We start from the raw sequence: 19943 nt of genomic DNA on the forward strand, positions 1-19943 counted from the left end.
CCACGCGTCCGCAACACAGTTGCAACAAAAGCACACAAACAACCCGTTGATATATAACAGAAATTAGAGCATGCCGATTTTTTGGTACATTCGCAGCCCTGATTTTAGGCGGCTTGCCTGAAAAATGCGCAAGAAAAAAGGCGGTGGCCGAAGCCACCGCCCTTCTTGTCCGTTGCCGGACGTCTGATCGGAAGACCGATTAGAACGCCAGGATCGAGCGGACCAGCACGACGTTGCCCTTGTCGCTGAGAGCCGAGGTCTCGGCGTCCAGGTCGAAGTAGTCGTACTGGGCCTGCAGGGTCAGACCCGGAGCGACGGTGTAGCCGACGCCGATTTCGTAGACCTGCAGCTCGCGGTCGCCACGCAGGGCCACCGAGCCGGCGTCCTTGCCGTTCTTGTAGTTGGCGCCGACGACGATCGGGCCGGTGGTGTACTGAGCACCGACAACCCAGTTACGGGTGTTCTCGGTGAACAGACCGGCGCGGTCGTTCAGGCCCGACTTGCCGTAGTCGGTGTAGCTGCCGCCGACGCTGAAGCCAGCGTAGCCGACGGTGGCACCGGCCTGCCAGCCGTTCAGGTCCTTGTAGTTGGAGCCGGCGACGTTGCCGACGGCCTCACCCCACATGTAGCCGGCGCTGGCCTTGACCGTCACGCCGCCGAAGGTGTTGTTGTAGTTGGCGCCGACTTCCACCATGTCCTGGTAGGTGCCGTTGCCGCCGGCCGCGAAGGTGCCGATGGTGTCGGTACGGTTCACGTCGGTGTGCGAGCTGTCGTTACGCGGGGTGTAGCTGGCGCCCAGCTGCAGACCGGCGAAACGCGGCGAGAAGTAGACGATCTTGGTGGCGTTGGCATCGGCGTTCAGCGACGGCCAAATGATGCTGTTGCCGGTAACGGTCGAGGCCGGGCCGTTGCCACCGATGTTGGTGTTCGGGCCGAACCAGTTCTGGACCTGATCGACCAGGCCGAGCGGCAGGTAGTCGGTCGGGGCCGAGACGTAGGTCTCGTCGTTGAAGGAGTTGGTCACGCCCAGGCGGACCTGGCCGAAGGTGCCCTGCGCGAAGATGTACGCGCGGTCAGCGTCGGTGGTGCGGCCGTTGTTGGCGCCGGCGTTCGCACGGAAGCGCAGACGGGCACCGTACTCCAGGCCGTTGTCGGCCTTGGCGGACGGGATGATGTTGATGCGCAGACGGTTGCGGAACTCGGTCGAGCGCAGGCCGGCGTCCAGATCCTGATCGACGTAGCCGGCTTCGAAGTAGGCGTCGCCGCCAACCTTGACTTCGAACTTGGCCTGGGCATTGGCAGCGCCAGCACCGAGAGCGAGAGCAGCGGCGGCAGCGCCGGCCAGCAGATAACGGTTCATGATTGTTGCCTCCATCCTGGCAGCAGATGTTTCAGCCTGGTTGACGTCCTGGCTGAGACTTTCGTACGCACCCCCGCCCTTGCCAGCAAGCGGCAAATCTCCGCGATTGCTGCATTGGGGGGACAGTGTGTCGCACGGAGCACACTAAGAAGGGGGGCTCCGGCCGGCCCGCCACAGTCGAGCAGGGCGGGGGCGGACTGTTGTCGTCCTGTTGTGGCGGGGCGGGGCAAAGACGCATCCGGTGTTGCGTGGTGCCGTCCACTTATGGTCTGTTCACCGGCATTCCGCGCGTGACTCGCGCGCGGCAACCCCTTTTCTGAACCGGGTTCCCGACCATGCGCCGTTCGACCGCCCTTCGCCTTGTCCCTGTACTGCTCGCGGCTTCCGTTTCGATCGCCGGCTGCGCAAGCTGGGGCGGCAAGACCGAAACCGTCGAAGAGCAGATGAAGAACAAGGACTACAAGTTCGGCAGCCTGCTCGGCACCGACGGCGGCCTGAACCTGTTCGGCAAGAACAAGCGCGGTGGCGACCAGGACAGTGCCGGCGGCATCGGCGTCAACAGCTTCCTGTGGCGCGCCTCGCTCGACACGCTCTCCTTCATGCCGATCGCCTCGGCCGATCCGTTCGGCGGCGTGATCCTGACCGACTGGTACACCCCGCCCGATTCGCCGAACGAGCGCTTCAAGGTCAACCTCTACATCATGGACCGCCAGCTGCGGGCCGACGGCGTTCGGGTTTCGGTGTTCAAGCAGCAGCGGACGGGCAACGACTGGCGCGACATCAACGTCGGTCCGGAGACCGCCGGCCAGCTGGAGGATGCGGTGCTGACCCGCGCCCGGCAGCTTCGCGTGTCGCAGAACGCCGCCGCCCGCTGACGCGGCGGCCGGCCCGAGGCGCTCCTCAAGGCGGTCCTCAAGGCCGGTCCGACTGTCGGGCAAGTCTTCGAGCATCTGGTACAACGGAAAACGGCGTCGCGCTCATGTCGCGTTATAATGTCAAGGAAACCGAGGCGAAGTGGCAGGGCGTGTGGGACGGCAAGGGCTGTTTCACCGCGCGCGAGGACGCCTCCCGGCCCAAATACTATGTGCTGGAGATGTTCCCCTATCCGTCGGGGCGCATCCACATGGGTCACGTCCGCAACTACACCATCGGCGACGTGATCGCGCGCTTCAAGCGCGCCAAGGGATTCAACGTCCTGCACCCGATGGGCTGGGACGCCTTCGGCCTGCCGGCCGAGAATGCCGCGCTGGAGAAGAAGGTCCATCCCGCCGCCTGGACGCGCGAGAACATCGCGACCATGCGCGGGCAGCTGAAGACGATGGGCCTGTCCATCGACTGGGACCGCGAGATCGCCACCTGCGACGTGGAGTATTACCGCCACGAGCAGAAGATGTTCCTGGATTTCCTGAAGGCCGGCCTGGCCTATCGCAAGGAATCCTGGGTGAACTGGGACCCGGTGGACAACACCGTTCTCGCCAACGAGCAGGTGATCGACGGCCGCGGCTGGCGCACCGGCGCGCTGGTGGAAAAGCGCAAGCTGTCGCAGTGGTTCCTGAAGATCACCGCCTATGCCGAAGACCTGCTGAAGGGCCTGGAGACGCTGGACCGCTGGCCCGAGCGTGTCCGCATCATGCAGGAGAACTGGATCGGCAAGTCCACCGGCGTCCGTTTCCGCTTCCGCATCAAGGGGCGCGAGGACGAGCTGGAGGTCTTCACCACCCGGCCCGACACGCTGTTCGGCGCCTCCTTCGCCGCGATCTCCCCGAATCACCCGCTGGCGGCCGAACTGGCCGCGTCCAGCCCGGAACTGGCCGAGTTCATCGCCGAGTGCAACCGGCTGGGCACCAGCGAGGAAGCGATCGAGACGGCGGAGAAGCGCGGCTTCGATACCGGCCTGAAGGTCGTGCATCCCTTCGATTCGTCGTGGGAGCTGCCGGTCTATGTCGCCAACTTCGTGCTGATGGAATACGGCACGGGCGCGATCTTCGCCTGCCCGGCGCATGACCAGCGCGACCTGGATTTCGCCCGCAAGTACAACCTGCCGGTCCGTCCGGTGGTGATCCCCGCCGATGCCGACCCGGCCGCGTTCGAGGTCGGGACCGAGGCCTACACCGGCCCCGGCGTGCTGCGGAATTCCGCCTTCCTCGACGGACTCGACACCGAGTCGGCGAAGGAGGAAGCCGGCAAGCGGCTGGAGGCGGCGGGCCAGGGCGAGCGCACCACCCAGTACCGCCTGCGCGACTGGGGCGTGTCGCGCCAGCGCTATTGGGGCTGCCCGATCCCGGTCATCCACTGCGAATCTTGCGGCATCGTCCCGGTTCCGGACGACCAGCTGCCGGTCGTGCTGCCGGAGGATGTGACCTTCGACAAGCCCGGCAACCCGCTGGCCCACCACCCGACCTGGAAGCACACCAACTGCCCGACCTGCGGCAAGCCGGCGCTACGCGAGACGGACACCTTCGACACCTTCATCGAGTCGTCCTGGTATTTCGCCCGCTTCTGCTCGCCGAAGTCCGAGGATGCGGCATTCACCCGCGAGTCCGTCGATTACTGGCTGGGCGTCGACCAGTATATCGGCGGCATCGAGCATGCGGTCCTGCACCTGCTCTACAGCCGCTTCTGGACGCGCGCGCTGAAGACCTGCGGCTACCTGAACCTGGACGAGCCGTTCACCGGCCTGTTCACCCAGGGCATGGTCAACCACGAGACCTACAAGGATGCCGGCACCGGCGCCTGGCTGGCACCGACGGACCTGACCAGGAACGACAAGGGCGAGTGGGTCCGGGCCGACAGCGGCGCGCCGGTCAATGTCGGCCGCGTCGAGAAGATGTCGAAGTCCAAGAAGAATGTGGTGGACCCGGCGCACATCATCGGCACCTACGGCGCCGACGCCGCCCGCCTGTTCATGCTGTCCGACAGCCCGCCGGAACGCGACCTGGAATGGACCGAGTCCGGCATCGACGGCGCCTGGCGCTACATCAACCGCTTGTGGCGGATGGTGACCGAGGCGCCGGTTGAGCTGCCCGCCGCCGGCACGCCTAGCCCCGAGTCGCTCGGCCCGAAGGCCGAGGCCGCCCGCCGTCTGGTCCACAAGACCATCGCCGGCGTGTCTGAGGATCTGGACAAGTTCCGCTTCAACAAGGCGGTCGCCCGCGTCCGCGAGCTGTCCAACGCGCTCGGCGAATTGGACGGCAAGGGCGAGGGCGAGGCCTGGGTCCTGCGCGAGGGGTTCGAGTCGCTGGTCCGTCTCGTCGGTCCGATGATGCCGCATCTGGGCGAAGAGCTGTGGGCCCAGCTGGGTCACACCACGCTGCTGGCCGACCAGCCCTGGCCGGAGGCCGACTCCGCCCTGGTGGTGGAGGACAGCGTCAAGGTCGCGGTCCAGGTCAACGGCAAGCTGCGCGCCACGCTGGAACTGCCGCGCGACATGGACAAGGATGCGGCCGAGCAGGCGGCGCTGGCCGATGCCAACGTCCAGCGTGCCATGGACGGCAAGCCGGCCCGCAAGGTCATCGTCGTCCCGAACCGGGTGATCAATGTCGTCGTCTGATCCCAGATCGTTCCCACGGGGCCCGTTCCGCCGGAGCCCGATCCGGCAGACCGTTGCGCGGGGGCTGTTCGCCCTCGCGCTCGGCCTGTCCGCCGTGTCCCTGTCGGGATGCGGTTTCCAGCCGCTTTATGGCGGCAAGGGTGTCGGAGCCGCGGCGGCGGACCGGCTGATGGAGGTCGACATCGCGTCGATCCCCGACCGGGAAGGGCAGAAGCTCCGCAACCTGCTGATCGACAACTTCTATCCGTCGGAGCGGCCGAGCAATCCGCGCTACCGGCTGGACGTGGCGCTGTCGGCTTCGGAGCAGAAGCTGGCCCTGCAGAAGGATGCCACCGCGGTGCGCGCCCAGCTGCTGGTCAATGCGCCCTACCGGCTGACCGACACCCAGACCGGGCAGGTTGTGTTCCAGTCCAGCTCTCGGTCGATGATCAGCTACAACACGCTGGAGCAGCACTACGCCGCCATCGTGACGGTGCAGAACGCCTATGACCGGGCGCTCGAGGACATCTCCAACGACATCACCACCCGCGTCGCCATGCATCTCGGCCGCGGGTCCTGACCGGCGGGAGGTGTTCGGGTGAAGCTTCAGCCCAAGGCGATCGATGGTTTCCTGCGCAGCCCGGACCCCAAGGTCCGGGCGGTGCTGCTTTATGGCCCCGATTCGGGCCTCGTGCGCGACCGTGCCCAGACGCTGGGCAAGACGGTGGTGCCGGACCTGTCCGATCCCTTCCGGGTTGCCGAATTCCTGGGCCGCGCGCTGGCCGACGATCCGGCGCGGCTGGCCGACGAGGCTGCGGCGATCTCCTTCACCGGCGGCCGGCGCCTGATCCGCGTCCGCGACGCCGAGGACAACAGCACGGCCGCCTTCACCGCCTTTCTCGAAAACCCGCCGCCGGGCGACAGCCTCGTGGTGGTCGAGTCGGGCGACCTCTCGGCCCGCTCCAAGCTGCGGCTTCTGTTCGAAGGCGCCGACGGCGCCGCCGCCATTCCCTGCTATGTGGAGGAGGAGGCATCGCTCGGCCGGGTCATTGCCGACATCCTGCACGGCCATGGCCTGACCGCCGATCCCGACGCGCTGAGCTTCCTGGCAGCCAACCTCGTCGGCGACCGGATGGTTGCCCGCGGCGAGGCGGAGAAGCTGGCGCTCTATATGGGCGACGCGAAGCGCGTGCGGCTGGAGGATGCCCAGGCTTGCATCGGCGACAGCGCCGCCCTGTCGATGGACGAGCCGGTATGGGCGGCGGCGGAGGGCGACTTTGCGACGCTCGACCGCTCGCTGGCGCGGCTGTTCGCCGAGGGGACCTCGCCGGTGCCGATCCTGCGCGGTGCCCAGCGCCATTTCCAGCGCCTGCAGCTGCTCTGCGCCCAAGTCGCCGCCGGCAAGTCGCCGGAGGCCGCTGTCGAGTCGCTGCGCCCGCCGGTCTTCTTCAAGCTGAAGACCCGGCTGGTCAGACAGGCCCGCCACTGGTCGCCCGGCCATGTCCGTCAGGCGCTGGAGCGGCTGGTCGACGCCGAAGCCGACTGCAAGCGCACCAACATGCCGGACGAGACCCTGTGCGCCCGCGTGCTGTTCCAGCTGGCCTCTCTGGGGGCGCGGCGCTGAAAGGGCGCTGACTTGACCATAAGGCGCCGCGCGCTATCTCGCGGGGCATGAGCCACGCCACATACACCGCGCCACCGCCCGCCCCCTTCCGGGTTCGCTGGTGGCAACCGCTGCTGTTCTGGGTCATCGTCAATGCCTGGGGCTTCGTCGAGCGTGGCGGCCAGCCCTTCGCCGGGCACCAGCCATCGCCGCTGCAGCCGCCGGGCTGGGCGTTTCCGGTGATGTGGTTCACGCTGAACGTCTTCCAGATCTGGGGCGACATCCGCCTGCTGAACCCGGCGCGGCGAATCCGCGACCGCGGCCTGCTGATCGGGCTTCAGGCGGTGACCTGGGTGATCTACGCCACCTTCAGCCTCGTCTACTTCACGCTGGGCAGCTCGATCCTCGCCGCGGCCTGGACGGTGTCCTTCTTCATCATCACGTCCATCTGCATCGCGCTGGTGGCGCGGGACGACCGCAGCATCGCGCTGATCTGGACGCCGCTGATTCTGTGGACCGGCTTCGCGTCGGTCGTCGGCATCCACAACGCCCTGATCAATCCCGATCCGCTGTTCGGCACCCCGGCCCTCTGGGGATAATACCCGGATAAAAACCTTGCGCCGAATATCACCCGGGTATAACCACTCGGGAGCGATGATGCATGCGGTGAGGGTGGACATGGTTGGCAAAGAGGGTCGCAAGGCGGCGGTGGCGGCCTACAAGGAGCGCAAGAGCGTGACCGGCGTGTTCGCCGTCCGCTGTGGGGCTGCCGGTGCGGTGTGGGTGGGCGGCGCGCCCGATCTCGACAAGATCCAGAACCGGCTTTGGTTCCAGTTGAAAATGGGCGGCTGTCCGCACCGCAGCCTGCAGGCGGCATGGAACGCCCATGGCGCCGATTCGCTGACCTTTGAGATCGTCGAGCGGTTGGAGGACGAGGAGCTTGCCTTCGCCCGCGCCGCTGCAATGAAGGCGCGGGTTGCCCATTGGGTCGCGGCGCTGGGAGCGGAGGCGATTTGAGAGCCGACGCTCAGCCCCGATAGCCGTGGACCCGGCCGGTGAAGTCGGTCACCTCATAGGTCCCGTCTTCCTGCTCTTCGATCCAGGCCGGGGCGGCGGGGGCCTTGCCGTGGCCGCCGGGGATGTCGAGGACATAAGTCGGCTGGCACAGGCCGGACAGCCGCCCCCGCAGGCCGGTCACCAGCGCCTGCCCCTCCGCCAGGGTCGGGCGGAAATGGCTGGTGCCGGCGGCAAGGTCGGGGTGGTGCAGGTAATAGGGCTTCACCCGGTTGCGCACCATCCCGCGGAACAGGGCCTCCAGTGCCGCGTGGCTGTCGTTGATGCCCTTGAGCAGCACGGTCTGGCCGACCAGGGGGATGCCGGCTTCAACCAATCGGGCGAGAGCGGTGCGCACCGGCGGGGTCAGCTCGTCGGCATGGTTGATGTGGACGGCGACCCAGGTGGCGAGGTCGGAGGCGATCAACGCTTCGACCAGTTCGGGTGTGACCCGGTCGGGATCGGCGGCGGGGATGCGGCTGTGCAGGCGGACGACCCCGACATGGGGCATGGCCGACAGTGCCTGGACGATCCCGCGCAGCCGGCGCGGCGACAGCAGCAGGGGGTCGCCGCCGGTGATGACGACCTCCCACACCTCCTGATGGTCGCGGATATAGGCGAGGGCGGCGTCCAACTCGTCGGCGGTCAGCGCCTCGCCGCCCGGACCCACCATCTCGCGGCGGAAGCAGAAGCGGCAATAGACGGCGCAGGCATGCAGCGGCTTCAGCAGCACCCGGTCGGGATAGCGGTGGACGATGCCCTTCACCGGGCTGCGCGCCACGTCGCCGATGGGGTCTTCCAGCTCTTCCGGCGTGCTGTACGCCTCGGCAGGGGAGGGGACGTACTGCGTATAGAGCGGGTCCTGCGGATCCGTACGTCCGGCCAGCGTCTCCCGCAGGTACGGGGTCAGTGCCACGGCGTAGCGGTCGGCGACCGTACGCACGGCGTCGCCCGCCTCCGGCGTCATCAGCCCGGCGGCCACCAGATCGGAAACGCTGTGCAGGGCCTTCATCGCTCTTTCCCGTCTCGACGGAATGGGTCATGTAGGAAAGCGACCGCTCTTACTCCTGCGAGACCCATGCTGTCGACTCTTCCCCGCCTGATCGGCCATCGCGGCGCCAAGGAAAATGCGCCGGAAAACACGCTCGCCTCGATCCGGGAGGCCGCCCGCCAGGGCGCCCGCTGGGTGGAGGTGGATGTCATGCTGACCCGCGACCAGCGCCCGGTGCTGATCCACGACGACACGCTGGACCGCACCACCACCGGCACCGGCCCGGTGCCGCTCATGGATCTGGCGGACCTCCGGCAGCTCGACGCCGGGCGCTGGTTCGATGCCGGTTTCGTCGGAGAACAGGTGCCGACGCTGGAAGAGGCGGTGGCGCTGATCCGCGACCTCGGCCTCGGCCTGAACCTGGAGATCAAGCCCTATCCGGGGCAGGAGGAGATCACGGCGGAGGTGGCGCTGAACACCCTGCGTCCGCTTTGGCCGTCCGACCGGCCGCTTCTGCTGTCCAGCTTCGAGGTCCCCTGCCTGGAGGTTGCGCAGCGCTTGTGGCCGGAAATTCCCCGCGGCTACCTGCTGTGGGATCCGCCTGCCGACTGGGCGGCCATCGCCGACCGCATTGGGGCGGCGACCCTGAATGTCGACCAGAAGCGCCAGACGGCCGACAGTGTGGCGGAATACCGCGCCACCGGACGGCCGGTGCTGAGCTATACCGTCAACGATGCCGACCGGGCGCGAACGCTGTTCGGCTGGGGGGTATCCGCAGTCTTCACCGACGCACCGGGCCGTCTGGCGCGGGAGTTGGGTGCGGATGCCTGACGGTGCATGTCTTGGGGGCATGTCTCACAGGCATGCCTGACGATGTGCCGGAGGAACGGTCGACACGCTGACGCTTCCGTTCGCAACTGCGGCAAATCGTGAACGTTTTTTGCGCGAGGGGCTGAATCCGCTCGTAGGGCGGGCCAATTCCTCATATATAGAACCGCGTTGGCGATCCCGCCGGAACCCACGTGGATTCCGGCGGAGCTTTTCGTCGTCTGGTTGTCCGCCGCTTTTGATCCGGTGTCCCGAAGGGCGCCACGTTCGGTCTTTGGAGGGTTCGTTGAAGGCGTTGAAGCCGTTGCAGATGTCCGGCCGGGAGGTTTTGCCGCTCGTCGAGGGTGGCAAGGGTATTGCCGTATCCAACGGCGAAAGCTCCGGCGCCTGGGCGGCAGCCGGCGGGATTGGCACCTTTTCGGGTGTCAACGCCGACAGCTACGATGAGAACGGCAACCTTCTGCCGCAGATCTACAAGGGCAAGACCCGGCGCGAGCGCCACAACGAGCTGATCGCCTTCGGCATCGAGGGCGGCATCGCCCAGGCGCGCATCGCGCACGAGACGTCGAACGGCCAAGGCCGCATCCACATGAACGTCCTGTGGGAAATGGGCGGAGCGGAGCACATCCTGCACGGCGTGCTGGAAGGCTCGCAGGGCCTGATCCACGGCGTCACCTGCGGCGCCGGCATGCCCTACAAGGTTGCCGAGATCGCGGTGCGCTACGGCGTCCATTACTACCCGATCGTGTCGTCGGCCCGCGCCTTCCGTGCGCTGTGGCTGCGCGCCTACCACAAGTTCCGCGAACATCTGGGCGGCGTGGTCTACGAGGATCCGTGGCTGGCCGGCGGCCACAACGGCCTGTCCAACTCCGAAGACCCGCAGAAGCCGGAGGATCCGTTCCCCCGCGTCCTGGCCCTGCGCCAGATGATGAACAGCTTCGGCCTGAACGACACCCCCATCGTGATGGCGGGCGGCGTCTGGTGGCTGTCGGAGTGGGAGGACTGGATCGACAACCCGGACCTGGGGCCGATCGCCTTCCAGTTCGGCACCCGTCCGCTGCTGACCCAGGAGAGCCCGATCTCCATGGCGTGGAAGCGCAAGCTGGTCGCGCTGCAGGCGGGCGATGTCTTCCTGAACCGCTTCTCTCCCACCGGCTTCTATTCGTCGGCGGTGAAGAACCCCTTCCTGCTGGACCTGATGGCCCGGTCGGAGCGCCAGGTCGCCTATCTGTCCAAGCCGGTGGGCGAGCATTCGGCCGAATTCCCGGTCGGTCCGCGCGGCCGCCCGGTCTACGTGACCGAAAGCGACAAGCAGCGCGCCGAAGGCTGGCTGTCCCAGGGCTTCACCACCGCGCTGAAGACGCCGGACAGCACGCTGGTCTTCGTCACCCCCCAGCAGTCGGAAAAGATCCTGCACGATCAGGTCGACTGCATGGGCTGCCTGTCGGCCTGCGGCTTCTCCAACTGGGCGCAGAACGAGGAAGGGACGACGGGCAAGCGCGCCGATCCGCGCTCCTTCTGCATCCAGAAGACGCTTCAGGCGGTCAGCCACACCGACGACTGTGAGAACCAGCTGATGTTCGCGGGGCACAACGCCTACCGCTTCGCCAGCGATCCCTACTACAATGACGGCTTCATCCCGACGGTGAAGCAGCTCGTGGAGCGGATCGCCACCGGTTACTGACCGGCCACGATCCCGGACCGACAGGGCCGCCGGCAGGTTACTGCCGGCGGCCTTTGCATTGGAGCGATCCGGCTGGCGCCGCTCCGGTTGACGCCTGCTAGGTTGACGTCGGTGCGACAATAACTTGCGCCGCCTTTCCGAATGGTTTTACAGTTGAACGGTCTGCGGCCTAGTGCCGCGGTCCTGTCCTGGACCTTCGTGTCCGCCCCTGTGTCGACCGTACGGGTGCCGCGCCCATGATGACCGCCGAACGCCCATTCAAGCGAGCCCTCGACCGGCTGAACGGCGCCGGGCTGCGCCCGACCCGCCAGCGCCTCGGCCTTGCCCGGCTGCTGTTCGAAGGCTGCGACCGGCACGTCACCGCGGAACAGCTGCATGGCGAGGCGCTTGCCGCCGACCTGCCGGTGTCGCTGGCGACCGTCTACAACACGCTGAACCAGTTCACCTCCGCCGGTCTGCTGCGCGAGGTGGTGGTGGAGGCCGGCAAGTCCTATTTCGACACCAACACCAGCGACCATCATCATTTCTTCGTCGAGTCCACCGGCCGGCTCGAGGATATCCCGGCCGACCGCCTGGTGGTGCAGAACCTGCCCACCGCCCCGGCCGGCACCCGCGTCGCCCGTGTCGACGTGATCGTCCGCCTGATCGAGGACGACCGTACGGCCTGATCCTGCCGGCTTGATCCTGCCGGCCGTTCAGCACCGGCAGGCGCTCAGCGCTCGCCGTCCGGCACGCTCGGGCTGGAGGGGCGGTCGACGAAGGGCCAGCGCATATAGGCGAAGACCCAGACGGCCACCACGTTCAGGTACGGGAACAGCAGCAGCAGGATCCACAGCGGGCTGCGTCCGGCCTTCGCCAGCACCCAGCCGCCGGCGATCAGCGTATAGGTCGTGACGATCGAGCCGATCAGCAGTTCCCAGAAGCCCAGATGGATGATGGTGTCCGTCATGCCGTCCTCCGCGCCTTGACCTTGCGGGCTTCGCGCACCGGCAACACCGGCCAGCGGCTGTGCGCCATGACGCCGATCGCGACCACATGACCCAGCGGCAGCAGTGCGAACAACGCCCACAGGGGCGAGAAGCCCGCCCGGCGCAGGATGCGTGCCATTGGCCAGACGATGGCAAGTTGGAACAGCATAAGCCCCAGAAGCGGGCTGTTGACGTAATCCTCAAGCATGCCGGCCCGGACCCTCCTCCCCATGGTTGAGGGGCAGAGAAGCGCGGGCCGTCGGCTTTGTCGAGCCAAACTTTTCCCGCACCGGCATCCCGGTGCCGCCCGCCGCCCATAAGTTCCCACCCGCATCAGGAGTGCGCGAACGTGAAATCACCCGGCAGGGCATGCTACAGTTTGCCGCGTCCGGCCTAACCGGCTTGACGTTCTCTGGAATTCAGCTGCGGCGGACTCTTGCCTTTGACGGATTTCTCCGAACCGGCCGGCGCCGCGCGCGGATGGTGGCGGCAGTTGCGATCAGGCGCGTTGTCCCTGTCGCCGGTGGCCGGCATGCGCATTGGCCTGCTCGCGGCGGTTATCGCCGGCTTCTGGCTGGTGGCCTACGCCGATCTGGAGCGTGCGCGCGACCGGGCGCTTCAGGACGGCCTGCGCCAGACCGCCAACCTGTCACGCCTGCTGGAGGAGGATGCCCGCCGCATCCTCGTCGTTGCCCGCCGCGCTCTCTATGCAATTGCCGAAGACGGGCGGATCCCCGCCCATCTGCTGGCTGACACCGCTGCTTTTTCAGGGCCGGAGGCTGGTCCGGGGCTGGCGCTGCGCAGCCTGCTGGTGGTGGAACCGGATGGGCGGGTCAGGGAGGCTGCAGGGCTGGATGCCCAAACCTCCCTTGCCGGAACCCCGCCGGCCGAGGCGGCGCGCACCGGATCGGCTGCCTTCGCCGGCCCTTACCGGGGGCCCGGCGGGGGCTGGCGCGCCGCCCTTGTCCGGCCGCTTGCCAACGGCAGCGGCGTGGCCGTGGCAGTGCTCGACCTCGACCGCTTCGCCCGGCTCTACGCCACGCAGGACATCGGCCCGCGCAGCATCATTCTGCTGTATGGCGAGGACGGTGTGGTCCTGGCCTATTCGCGGCCGAGTGAGCTTCTGGACAACGACCGTGCCGTCTTCGCCTCCGTCCTGCCGCGCCTCTCCGGCGGGGAAAGCGCGAAGACTCTGTCCGGTTTCGATCCGTCGGAAGGGCGTGATCGCATCGGTACGGTCCGTCGCGTGGCGGACTTGCCGCTCTACGTCTATGTCCGCATCAGCGCCGACGATGTGCTGGCCGGCTGGTATGCCGACCGCTGGAAACGCGTCCTGGAAACCGCCGCGGTGTCGGTGGTGGTCACGCTCCTGGCCTTGCTGGCCTTGCGGCAGCTCGGCCGGCTGGAGACGACGACACAGGCGCTGCGGTCAAGCGAACGCCGGTCGCAGGCGTTGTTCGACAGCAGTTTCCAGATCATGGGGTTGCTGTCCCCCGACGGGCGGGTGCTGGCCTTGAACCGGCCGGCCTGCGCCCTGGCCGGGTTGCCGGCGGAGGCGCTGATCGGGCGCCGCGCCTGGGAGTTCCGCGGCTGGGCCCGGACCGGCGAACTGGCCGAGTCCTTCCGCCAATCGATCGGAAAGGCGGCGTCCGGCCGACTCGTCCGCTATGAGACCGACGTGATCGCCGACGGCGTTACCCGGGTGATGGATGTGACGATCAAGCCGGTCTTCGACGACCGGGGCGCCGTGACCGTGCTGGTGGTGGAGGCGCGCGACATCACCGAACGGGTGGAGGCGGCGGAACGGCTCGCCGCCGCGCTCGACCAGGCGGAGGCCGCCAACCGCGCCAAGAGCGCCTTCCTGGCGACCATGAGCCACGAGCTGCGCACGCCGCTGAACGCCATCATCGGCTTTTCGGACATCATGCTGCACGAGCTGTTCGGACCGCTGGGCAGCCCGCGCTACCACGACTATGCGCGCCATGTGCAGAACAGCGGGCGCCATCTTCTGGACCTCATCAACGACGTGCTGGACATGTCGAAGCTGGAGGCCGGGCGCTACACGCTGGACGAAAGCTGGCTGGAGCCGGCCGACGCCATCGAGACCTGCCGGGCGCTGGCCGCGGTCCCCGCCGATGCCGGCGGGGTGGCGGTGGCGGTCGATTGCTCCCCCGGCCTGCCCAGGCTGCTGGCCGATGAGCGTGCCCTGCGGCAGGTCTTGCTGAACCTGCTGTCGAACGCGGTGAAGTTCACTCCGCGCGGCGGCCGGGTGACGGTGACGGCAGGGCTGGAGGCCAACGGCGGACTTGCCATCGCGGTACGCGACACCGGCATCGGTATTCCCGCCGACGCGCTGGCCCGCATCCTGGAGCCGTTCCAGCAGGCCGACAGCAGCATTCCCGGCCGCTTCGGCGGTACCGGGCTTGGCCTGTCGATCTGCCGCGACCTGACGGCCCTGCATGGCGGCAGCCTGTCCATCGACAGCGAGCCGGGCCGCGGGACCGTCGTCACCATCCGCTTCCCCGCCGAGCGCGTCGCCCAACCGGTTGCGGCCGATGGGATGCAGGCGTAAGCCTGTCTCCGGTGAACGGAGCGAAAGGCGGACGGGATGATCGGGAATGACGGAAAGCCGGTGTCCAAGGAGGACCTGCGCAAGCACATCGCCGTCTACAACGGCCAGTCGCGCGGCTCCAAGGAGTTCGCTGCGATCCCGCGGGCGCTGGTGACGATTCTCGATGGGCTGAAGCCGGGCAAGACCGGCTACGTCAAATGCCTGGACGGCCAGGTGCAGCTGTCGCGCCGCAAGGACAACAGCGTATCGGCGGGCTGACAAAAGAAAAGCGCCCTCCCCCGGGGTGGGGAAGGGCGCTTTCCGTTGGAAAATCAGACCGTCAGTGCTTCGCGGCAGCCGCGGCGCCGATGCCGGTCTGGGAGCGGACGAACTGGTCCTCGAAGGCGTCGCGCTCGGCACGGGCGGACGCGCTGCTGTCCAGCTTCGACACGATGATCGTGACGATGAAGGCCAGCGTCATCGAGAACAGGGCCGGCTGCTCGTACGGGAAGATCGGCTTCGGGTTGTTCAGAACCACGACCCACACCGCATTCGACAGGATCACCAGCGTCACCGCGGAAATCAGGCCGGCGATGCCGCCCGCCAGCGCGCCGCGGGTGGTCAGCCCCTTCCAGTACATCGACAGGATCAGCACCGGGAAGTTCACCGACGCCGCGACGCCGAAGGTCAGGCCGACCAGGAAGGCGACGTTCTGCTTCTCGAAGGCAATGCCCAGCACGACGGCCAGCACGCCCAGGACCAGCGACGCGATCTTGGACACGCGCATCTCCTCGCGCTCCGTCGCCTCGCCCTTGCGGATGACGCGGGCGTAGAGGTCGTGCGCGATGGCGGAGGCGCCGGCAAGCGCCAGGCCCGACACCACCGCCAGGATGGTGGCGAAGGCGACCGCCGACAGGAAGCCGAGGAACAGGTCGCCGCCCAGCGCCTTGGCCAGATGCATCACCGGCATGTTGCCGCCGCCGATCAGCTTGCCGCCGACCTTGCCGCCTTCGAAGAACTGCGGATCGGTGCCGACGATGGTGATCGCCGCCATGCCCAGCACGCAGACGATCAGGAAGAAGAAGCCGATGAAGCCCGACGCGTAGAAGACCGACTTGCGGGCCTCGCGCGCGTTGGGGACGGTGAAGAAGCGCATCATGATGTGCGGCAGGGCCGCGGTGCCGAACAGCAGGCCCAGCGACAGCGACACCGCCGACACCGGGTCGGCCAGCAGCGTGCCCGGCCCCATGATCTTCACACCGTCCTTGTGCGAGGCGATGGCGCTCTTGGCGATGGCCTCCAGGCTGAAGCCGAAGCGCGACAGGGCGAGGAAGGCCAGGATCACGCCGGCGCCCAGCAGAAGCACCGCCTTGATGATCTGCACCCAGGTGGTGGCGATCATGCCGCCGAAGGTGACGTAGACCACCATCAGCACGCCGACCACGATCACGGCGACGTTGTAGTCCAGCCCGAACAGCAGCTTGATCAGCTGGCCGGCGCCGACCATCTGGACGATCAGGTAGAAGCACACCACCGTCAGCGAGCCGATGGCGGCGAAGGTGCGGATCTTGCCCTGGTCCAGCCGGTATGAGGCGATGTCGGCGAAGGTGAAGTGGCCCAGGTTGCGCAGCCGCTCCGCCAGCAGGAACAGGATGATCGGCCAGCCGACGAAGAAGCTGATGGTATAGACGAAGCCGTCATAGCCCTTGGCGAAGACCAGGCTCGACAGGCCCAGCAGCGTCGCGGCCGACATGTAGTCGCCGGCGATCGCCAGCCCGTTCTGGAAGCCGGTGATGCCGCCGCCCGCGGTGTAGAAGTCGGAGGTCGAGCGGGTGCGGCTGGCCGCCCAGTAGGTGATGCCCAGCGTCATCACGACGAAGGCCAGGAACATGCCGATGGCGGACAGGTTGACCGGCTGCTTTTCCAGCTGCCCGACGTCGCCGGCGGCCAGCGCCGGCAGGGCGAACAGGGTGGCGGCAGCCGCCGTCAGGAGGATCCGGCGGGCGGTCATTGCAGCGTCTCCCGCGTGATCTCGTCGGTCAGGTCCTGGAAGCGGCCGTTGGCGAAATGGGAATAGACGCCGGTCAGCAGCCAGGACAGGATGATGATCGCCGCCCCGATGGGGAAGCCGACGCTGAGGGCCGAGTCGTCGGACATCGGCTTGTGCAGCATGTCCGGCGCGAAGGCCACCACCATCATGAAGCTGTAGTAGCCGACCAGGACGATGGCCGACAGGATCAGCGCCAGCCGGCTGCGCTGGCGGACCAGTTCCTGGAATTTGGGGTTCCGGCGGACCCGTTCGTAAACCGGAGTGTTCGCGGGGGAGTGCATGTTTCCTCCAGACGCTAAACGTCCTTGTTATGCCTTGGGTGATACCCTCTCGTGGGCTTATGGTTTTCCGGCTAACAAAACACTGTTTCGCAAATTTCCCGGAAATATGACGAATTGTTTCAGCGCAATTCCGGTAACAATTTCACCGATTCGGATTGAGCCGGGGCAGCGAAGCTGGAATGATGGAGGGGAGCCCTTCGATCCCCATATCCCGCCGCTCCCTCCGGAAAATGATCCGCTCGCCCCTGTTCCTTCGGCTGTTTTCGGCGATCCTGATCTCGCTCGGGCTGTTTTCGGCGGCGGCCTATGTCTTCTCCGTCCCCTTCATCGAGGAGAAGGCCTACGAGATCGAACGCGACGCCAGCCGCACCATCCTCGACAACGTATTCGAACTGGTCAGCCGCATCCGCGGCGGGCTGGAGGAACAGCGCAGCACCACGGTGGAGTCCTACAAGACCCGCCTGCGCGACGTGCTGGAGCTGGCCGTCGGCTATATCGAGCATGTCCACGCCCGCGCCGACCGCGGCGAGATCACGGCGGAGCAGGCGCAGCGCGAGGCGATGGAGGGGCTGCACGCCTTCCGCTACGGCAACGGGGATTATGTCTGGGCCATCGGCTACGACTCGGTGATCCTGTCGCATCCCTCGCCGGATTATCAGGGGCGGAAGTCCGACGATCTGCGCGACAATCTGGGCCGCCATATCCTGCCCACCATCGTCGCCACCGCCAAGCGGGAGGGGGAGGGCTTCCAGACCTATCCGTGGTGGCGCCCCAACGGCGACGAGCGGGCGCCGAAGCTCAGCTTCTTCAAGGATCTGTCCAGGCGCGGCATCATCGTCGGCACCGGCGCCTATCTCGCCGATGTCGACGCCGAGGTGGAGCGGCGCAAGGCCGAGGCCATCGAGGATCTGCGCCAAGCCCTGCGCAAGCTGCGCATCGCCCGCACCGGCTATCTCTACATCTTCGATTCGGCGAACCGGATGATCATCCACCCGAATTCGAACATCGAGGGCACGTCGTTCGGCGACCGGCTGAACTCGGCCACCGGCCGCCCGATCGCCGAGGATCTGAAAGCCGCCGCGGCCAGGGGGGAACCGCTGACCTACCTGTGGGACAAGCCCGACGATCCCGGCAACTACGCCTACGAAAAGATCAGCTGGGTCCGGCATTTCGAGGGCTTCGACTGGTACATCGCCTCGTCGGTCTATGTGGACGAGTTGCAGCGGTCGTCGGTGGTGCTGGGCAACCGCATCCTCGCCATCGGCATGGCGCTGATGGCGGCGGGCAGCCTGCTGGGCTACATCGCCGTCGGACGTCTGGTCCGGCCGCTACGCCGGCTGGCCGACACCGCGGTGCAGGTGCGGGCCGGCGACCTGGGCGCGCAGAGCGGCATCCGCCGCGGCGACGAGATCGGGCTGCTGGCCTCCGCCTTCGACGGGATGGTCCGGCAACTGCGCGACACCGTCGCCACGCTGGACAGCCGCGTGCGCGACCGCACCGCGGCGCTGGCGGAGGCGGAGACGCGCCAGCGCGTGATCCTGGATGCGATTCCCGCCTGCATCGCCGGGTTGGACCGCGACGGGCGGCTGACCTTCGCCAACCTGCGCTGGGGCGAACTGGTCGGCCGCGACAAGGCCGAAGTGATCGGCCGCGACGTTGCCGCGGTCGTCGGCCAGCGCGCCATGGCGGTGCTGCGCCCCCATCTCGACCGCTGTTTGTCGGGGGAGGTGGTGACCTTCGAATACGCCTTTCCGCGCGACGGCCGCGACATCGTCACCAAGACCACGCTGATTCCCCATCGCGGCGAGGGCCATCGTGGCGAGGGTGGAGCGGAGGACGGCGCCGTCACCGGCCTGTTCGTGCTGACGCTGGACATCACCGACGAGAAGCAGACCGAACGCCAGCTGGTGGAGGCGCAACGCCTGAAGGCGGTCGGCCAGCTGTCGGGCGGGCTGGCGCACGACTTCAACAACCTGTTGTCGATCATCATCGGCAACCTCGCGGCGGCGCGCGAGCGCTACGCCGCGGTCAAGGGATTGGACGCCTATCTGGAGCCGGCCCAGCGTGCCGGCCGCCGCGGCGCCGACATCACCGCCCGGCTGCTCGCCTTTTCCCGCCAGCAACCGCTGAAGCCGGAGCCGATCGAACTGTGCGGGCTGCTGCGCGACATGGCGGTGCTGCTGCGCCGCTCCTTCCCCAGTTCCATCGCCATCGGCGTGCCGGAGGAGGGGCGGGAATGCTGGACTATCGCCGACCAGACCCAGCTGGAGAACGCGTTGGTCAACCTCGCCATCAATGCGCGCGACGCCATGCCCAACGGCGGCCGGCTCGACATCGCGGTCGGTATCCGCCGGGTGGAGGACACCCTGTCCTTCGACGAGCCGGTTCGCCCCGACGATTACCTGGAAATCCGCGTCACGGACACCGGCACCGGCTTCACCCCGGAGGCGCTGGCCCGCGCGGTGGAGCCCTTCTTCACCACCAAGGCGCTGGGATCGGGGCTGGGGCTGTCGATGGTCTACGGCTTCGTCAAGCAGTCGCGCGGCTATCTGCGCATCGACAGCCGGCCGGGGGAGGGGACTGTCGTCACCCTGCTGTTGCCGCGCGCCGAGCCGGTGGCGCGTCTGCTCGATGCCGAACCGGCGGCGGCCGAACCCCTGGGTAGCGGCTGGTCCGGCCAGCTTGCGCTGGTGGCGGAGGACAATGACGATGTCCGGCAGGTGATGCGCCAGCAGCTGGTCGACCTCGGATTCTCGGTGGTGGAGGCAGCGAGCGGCGACGAGGCGGCGGAACTGGTGGAGCAGATCGACGGGCTGTCGCTGCTGGTCTCCGACATCGTCATGCCCGGCCTGTCGGGGGTGGAACTGGCGCGGCGTGCCCGGTTGCTGCGGCCGGACATGCGGGTGGTTCTGGTCAGCGGATTCACGGTCGAGTATGGCGATATCCCTGCCGATGCCGTCATACTGAGCAAGCCATGGGACAAGCGGGACCTGGTGGCGGCCATCGGCCACGCCGCCCAACCCGCGCCGGTCTGATATGATCGGA

At 67.4% G+C, this 19943-nt stretch carries 18 protein-coding genes; 12 read left to right on the forward strand and 6 right to left on the reverse strand.

Going from position 1 to position 19943, the window contains the following annotated elements; translation table 11 throughout:
- Nucleotides 1–199 precede the first annotated feature (199 nt).
- Nucleotides 200–1360: a porin gene (locus tag ACWPKK_RS00235; protein WP_149227688.1), complete on the reverse strand. Its 1161-nt coding sequence runs from the start codon at nucleotides 1358–1360 to the stop codon at nucleotides 200–202.
- Nucleotides 1361–1695: 335 nt separating this feature from the next.
- Between ACWPKK_RS00235 and ACWPKK_RS00240 the strand changes: the two genes are divergently transcribed.
- The 6 genes from ACWPKK_RS00240 (at nucleotide 1696) to ACWPKK_RS00265 (ending at nucleotide 7509) form a co-directional block, all read left to right on the forward strand.
- Nucleotides 1696–2235, forward strand: a complete 540-nt coding sequence (locus ACWPKK_RS00240; protein ID WP_149227686.1) for a DUF3576 domain-containing protein — start codon at nucleotides 1696–1698, stop codon at nucleotides 2233–2235.
- 104 nt (nucleotides 2236–2339) lie between these two features.
- Entirely contained in the window at nucleotides 2340–4910 is a 2571-nt protein-coding gene (gene leuS / locus ACWPKK_RS00245; RefSeq protein ID WP_452000293.1) for a leucine--tRNA ligase, read from the forward strand.
- A 94-nt stretch (nucleotides 4911–5004) separates the two neighbouring features.
- On the forward strand, nucleotides 5005–5469 hold the full coding sequence (gene lptE, locus ACWPKK_RS00250; RefSeq protein ID WP_324866152.1) for an LPS assembly lipoprotein LptE: 465 nt from the start codon (nucleotides 5005–5007) through the stop codon (nucleotides 5467–5469).
- An 18-nt stretch (nucleotides 5470–5487) separates the two neighbouring features.
- Nucleotides 5488–6513 (forward strand): DNA polymerase III subunit delta, encoded by a 1026-nt coding sequence (gene holA / locus ACWPKK_RS00255; RefSeq protein ID WP_452000295.1) that lies wholly within the window; start codon nucleotides 5488–5490, stop codon nucleotides 6511–6513.
- Nucleotides 6514–6560: 47 nt separating this feature from the next.
- Entirely contained in the window at nucleotides 6561–7091 is a 531-nt protein-coding gene (locus ACWPKK_RS00260) for a TspO/MBR family protein (protein ID WP_310118960.1), read from the forward strand.
- 79 nt (nucleotides 7092–7170) lie between these two features.
- Nucleotides 7171–7509, forward strand: a complete 339-nt coding sequence (locus ACWPKK_RS00265; RefSeq protein ID WP_452000298.1) for a GIY-YIG nuclease family protein — start codon at nucleotides 7171–7173, stop codon at nucleotides 7507–7509.
- Nucleotides 7510–7519: 10 nt separating this feature from the next.
- Here the strand turns inward: ACWPKK_RS00265 and ACWPKK_RS00270 are convergent, their stop codons facing one another.
- Nucleotides 7520–8557, reverse strand: a complete 1038-nt coding sequence (locus tag ACWPKK_RS00270) for a lysine-2,3-aminomutase-like protein (RefSeq protein ID WP_452000300.1) — start codon at nucleotides 8555–8557, stop codon at nucleotides 7520–7522.
- Nucleotides 8558–8623: 66 nt separating this feature from the next.
- Between ACWPKK_RS00270 and ACWPKK_RS00275 the strand changes: the two genes are divergently transcribed.
- From ACWPKK_RS00275 to irrA, 3 genes are all read left to right on the forward strand, one after another.
- Nucleotides 8624–9367 (forward strand): glycerophosphoryl diester phosphodiesterase, encoded by a 744-nt coding sequence (locus ACWPKK_RS00275; protein WP_324866142.1) that lies wholly within the window; start codon nucleotides 8624–8626, stop codon nucleotides 9365–9367.
- Between the two features lie 283 nt (nucleotides 9368–9650).
- On the forward strand, nucleotides 9651–11048 hold the full coding sequence (locus ACWPKK_RS00280; protein ID WP_452000301.1) for an NAD(P)H-dependent flavin oxidoreductase: 1398 nt from the start codon (nucleotides 9651–9653) through the stop codon (nucleotides 11046–11048).
- A gap of 236 nt (nucleotides 11049–11284) precedes the next feature.
- Nucleotides 11285–11716, forward strand: coding sequence for an iron response transcriptional regulator IrrA (gene irrA, locus ACWPKK_RS00285; protein ID WP_324866139.1), 432 nt, complete (start codon nucleotides 11285–11287; stop codon nucleotides 11714–11716).
- Nucleotides 11717–11760: 44 nt separating this feature from the next.
- Here the strand turns inward: irrA and ACWPKK_RS00290 are convergent, their stop codons facing one another.
- Nucleotides 11761–11997 (reverse strand): hypothetical protein, encoded by a 237-nt coding sequence (locus tag ACWPKK_RS00290; RefSeq protein ID WP_194911211.1) that lies wholly within the window; start codon nucleotides 11995–11997, stop codon nucleotides 11761–11763.
- On the reverse strand, nucleotides 11994–12224 hold the full coding sequence (locus ACWPKK_RS00295) for a hypothetical protein (protein WP_194911213.1): 231 nt from the start codon (nucleotides 12222–12224) through the stop codon (nucleotides 11994–11996). Before ACWPKK_RS00295 ends, ACWPKK_RS00290 begins: the two co-directional genes overlap by 4 nt.
- Nucleotides 12225–12458: 234 nt before the next feature.
- Here ACWPKK_RS00295 and ACWPKK_RS00300 point away from each other — a divergent pair, with 234 nt between their 5' ends.
- Entirely contained in the window at nucleotides 12459–14588 is a 2130-nt protein-coding gene (locus tag ACWPKK_RS00300) for a sensor histidine kinase (protein WP_452000304.1), read from the forward strand.
- Between the two features lie 36 nt (nucleotides 14589–14624).
- Nucleotides 14625–14846 (forward strand): hypothetical protein, encoded by a 222-nt coding sequence (locus ACWPKK_RS00305; protein WP_310118976.1) that lies wholly within the window; start codon nucleotides 14625–14627, stop codon nucleotides 14844–14846.
- 61 nt (nucleotides 14847–14907) lie between these two features.
- Here ACWPKK_RS00305 and ACWPKK_RS00310 read toward each other — a convergent pair whose 3' ends face one another.
- Nucleotides 14908–16578 carry a cation acetate symporter gene (locus ACWPKK_RS00310; RefSeq protein ID WP_149227662.1) on the reverse strand — a complete coding sequence of 557 codons (1671 nt, stop codon included), beginning with the start codon at nucleotides 16576–16578 and terminating at the stop codon, nucleotides 14908–14910.
- Complete coding sequence (locus ACWPKK_RS00315) at nucleotides 16575–16898, reverse strand: DUF485 domain-containing protein (RefSeq protein ID WP_324866127.1); 324 nt, start codon at nucleotides 16896–16898, stop codon at nucleotides 16575–16577. The genes ACWPKK_RS00310 and ACWPKK_RS00315 overlap by 4 nt, the downstream gene beginning before the upstream one ends.
- 230 nt (nucleotides 16899–17128) lie before the next feature.
- Between ACWPKK_RS00315 and ACWPKK_RS00320 the strand changes: the two genes are divergently transcribed.
- The gene (locus tag ACWPKK_RS00320; protein WP_452000306.1) at nucleotides 17129–19933 is read left to right on the forward strand and encodes a cache domain-containing protein; all 2805 of its coding nucleotides are present in this window, start codon (nucleotides 17129–17131) and stop codon (nucleotides 19931–19933) included.
- The last annotated feature ends 10 nt before the right edge of the window (nucleotides 19934–19943 follow it).

The organism is Azospirillum largimobile (assembly GCF_977007025.2).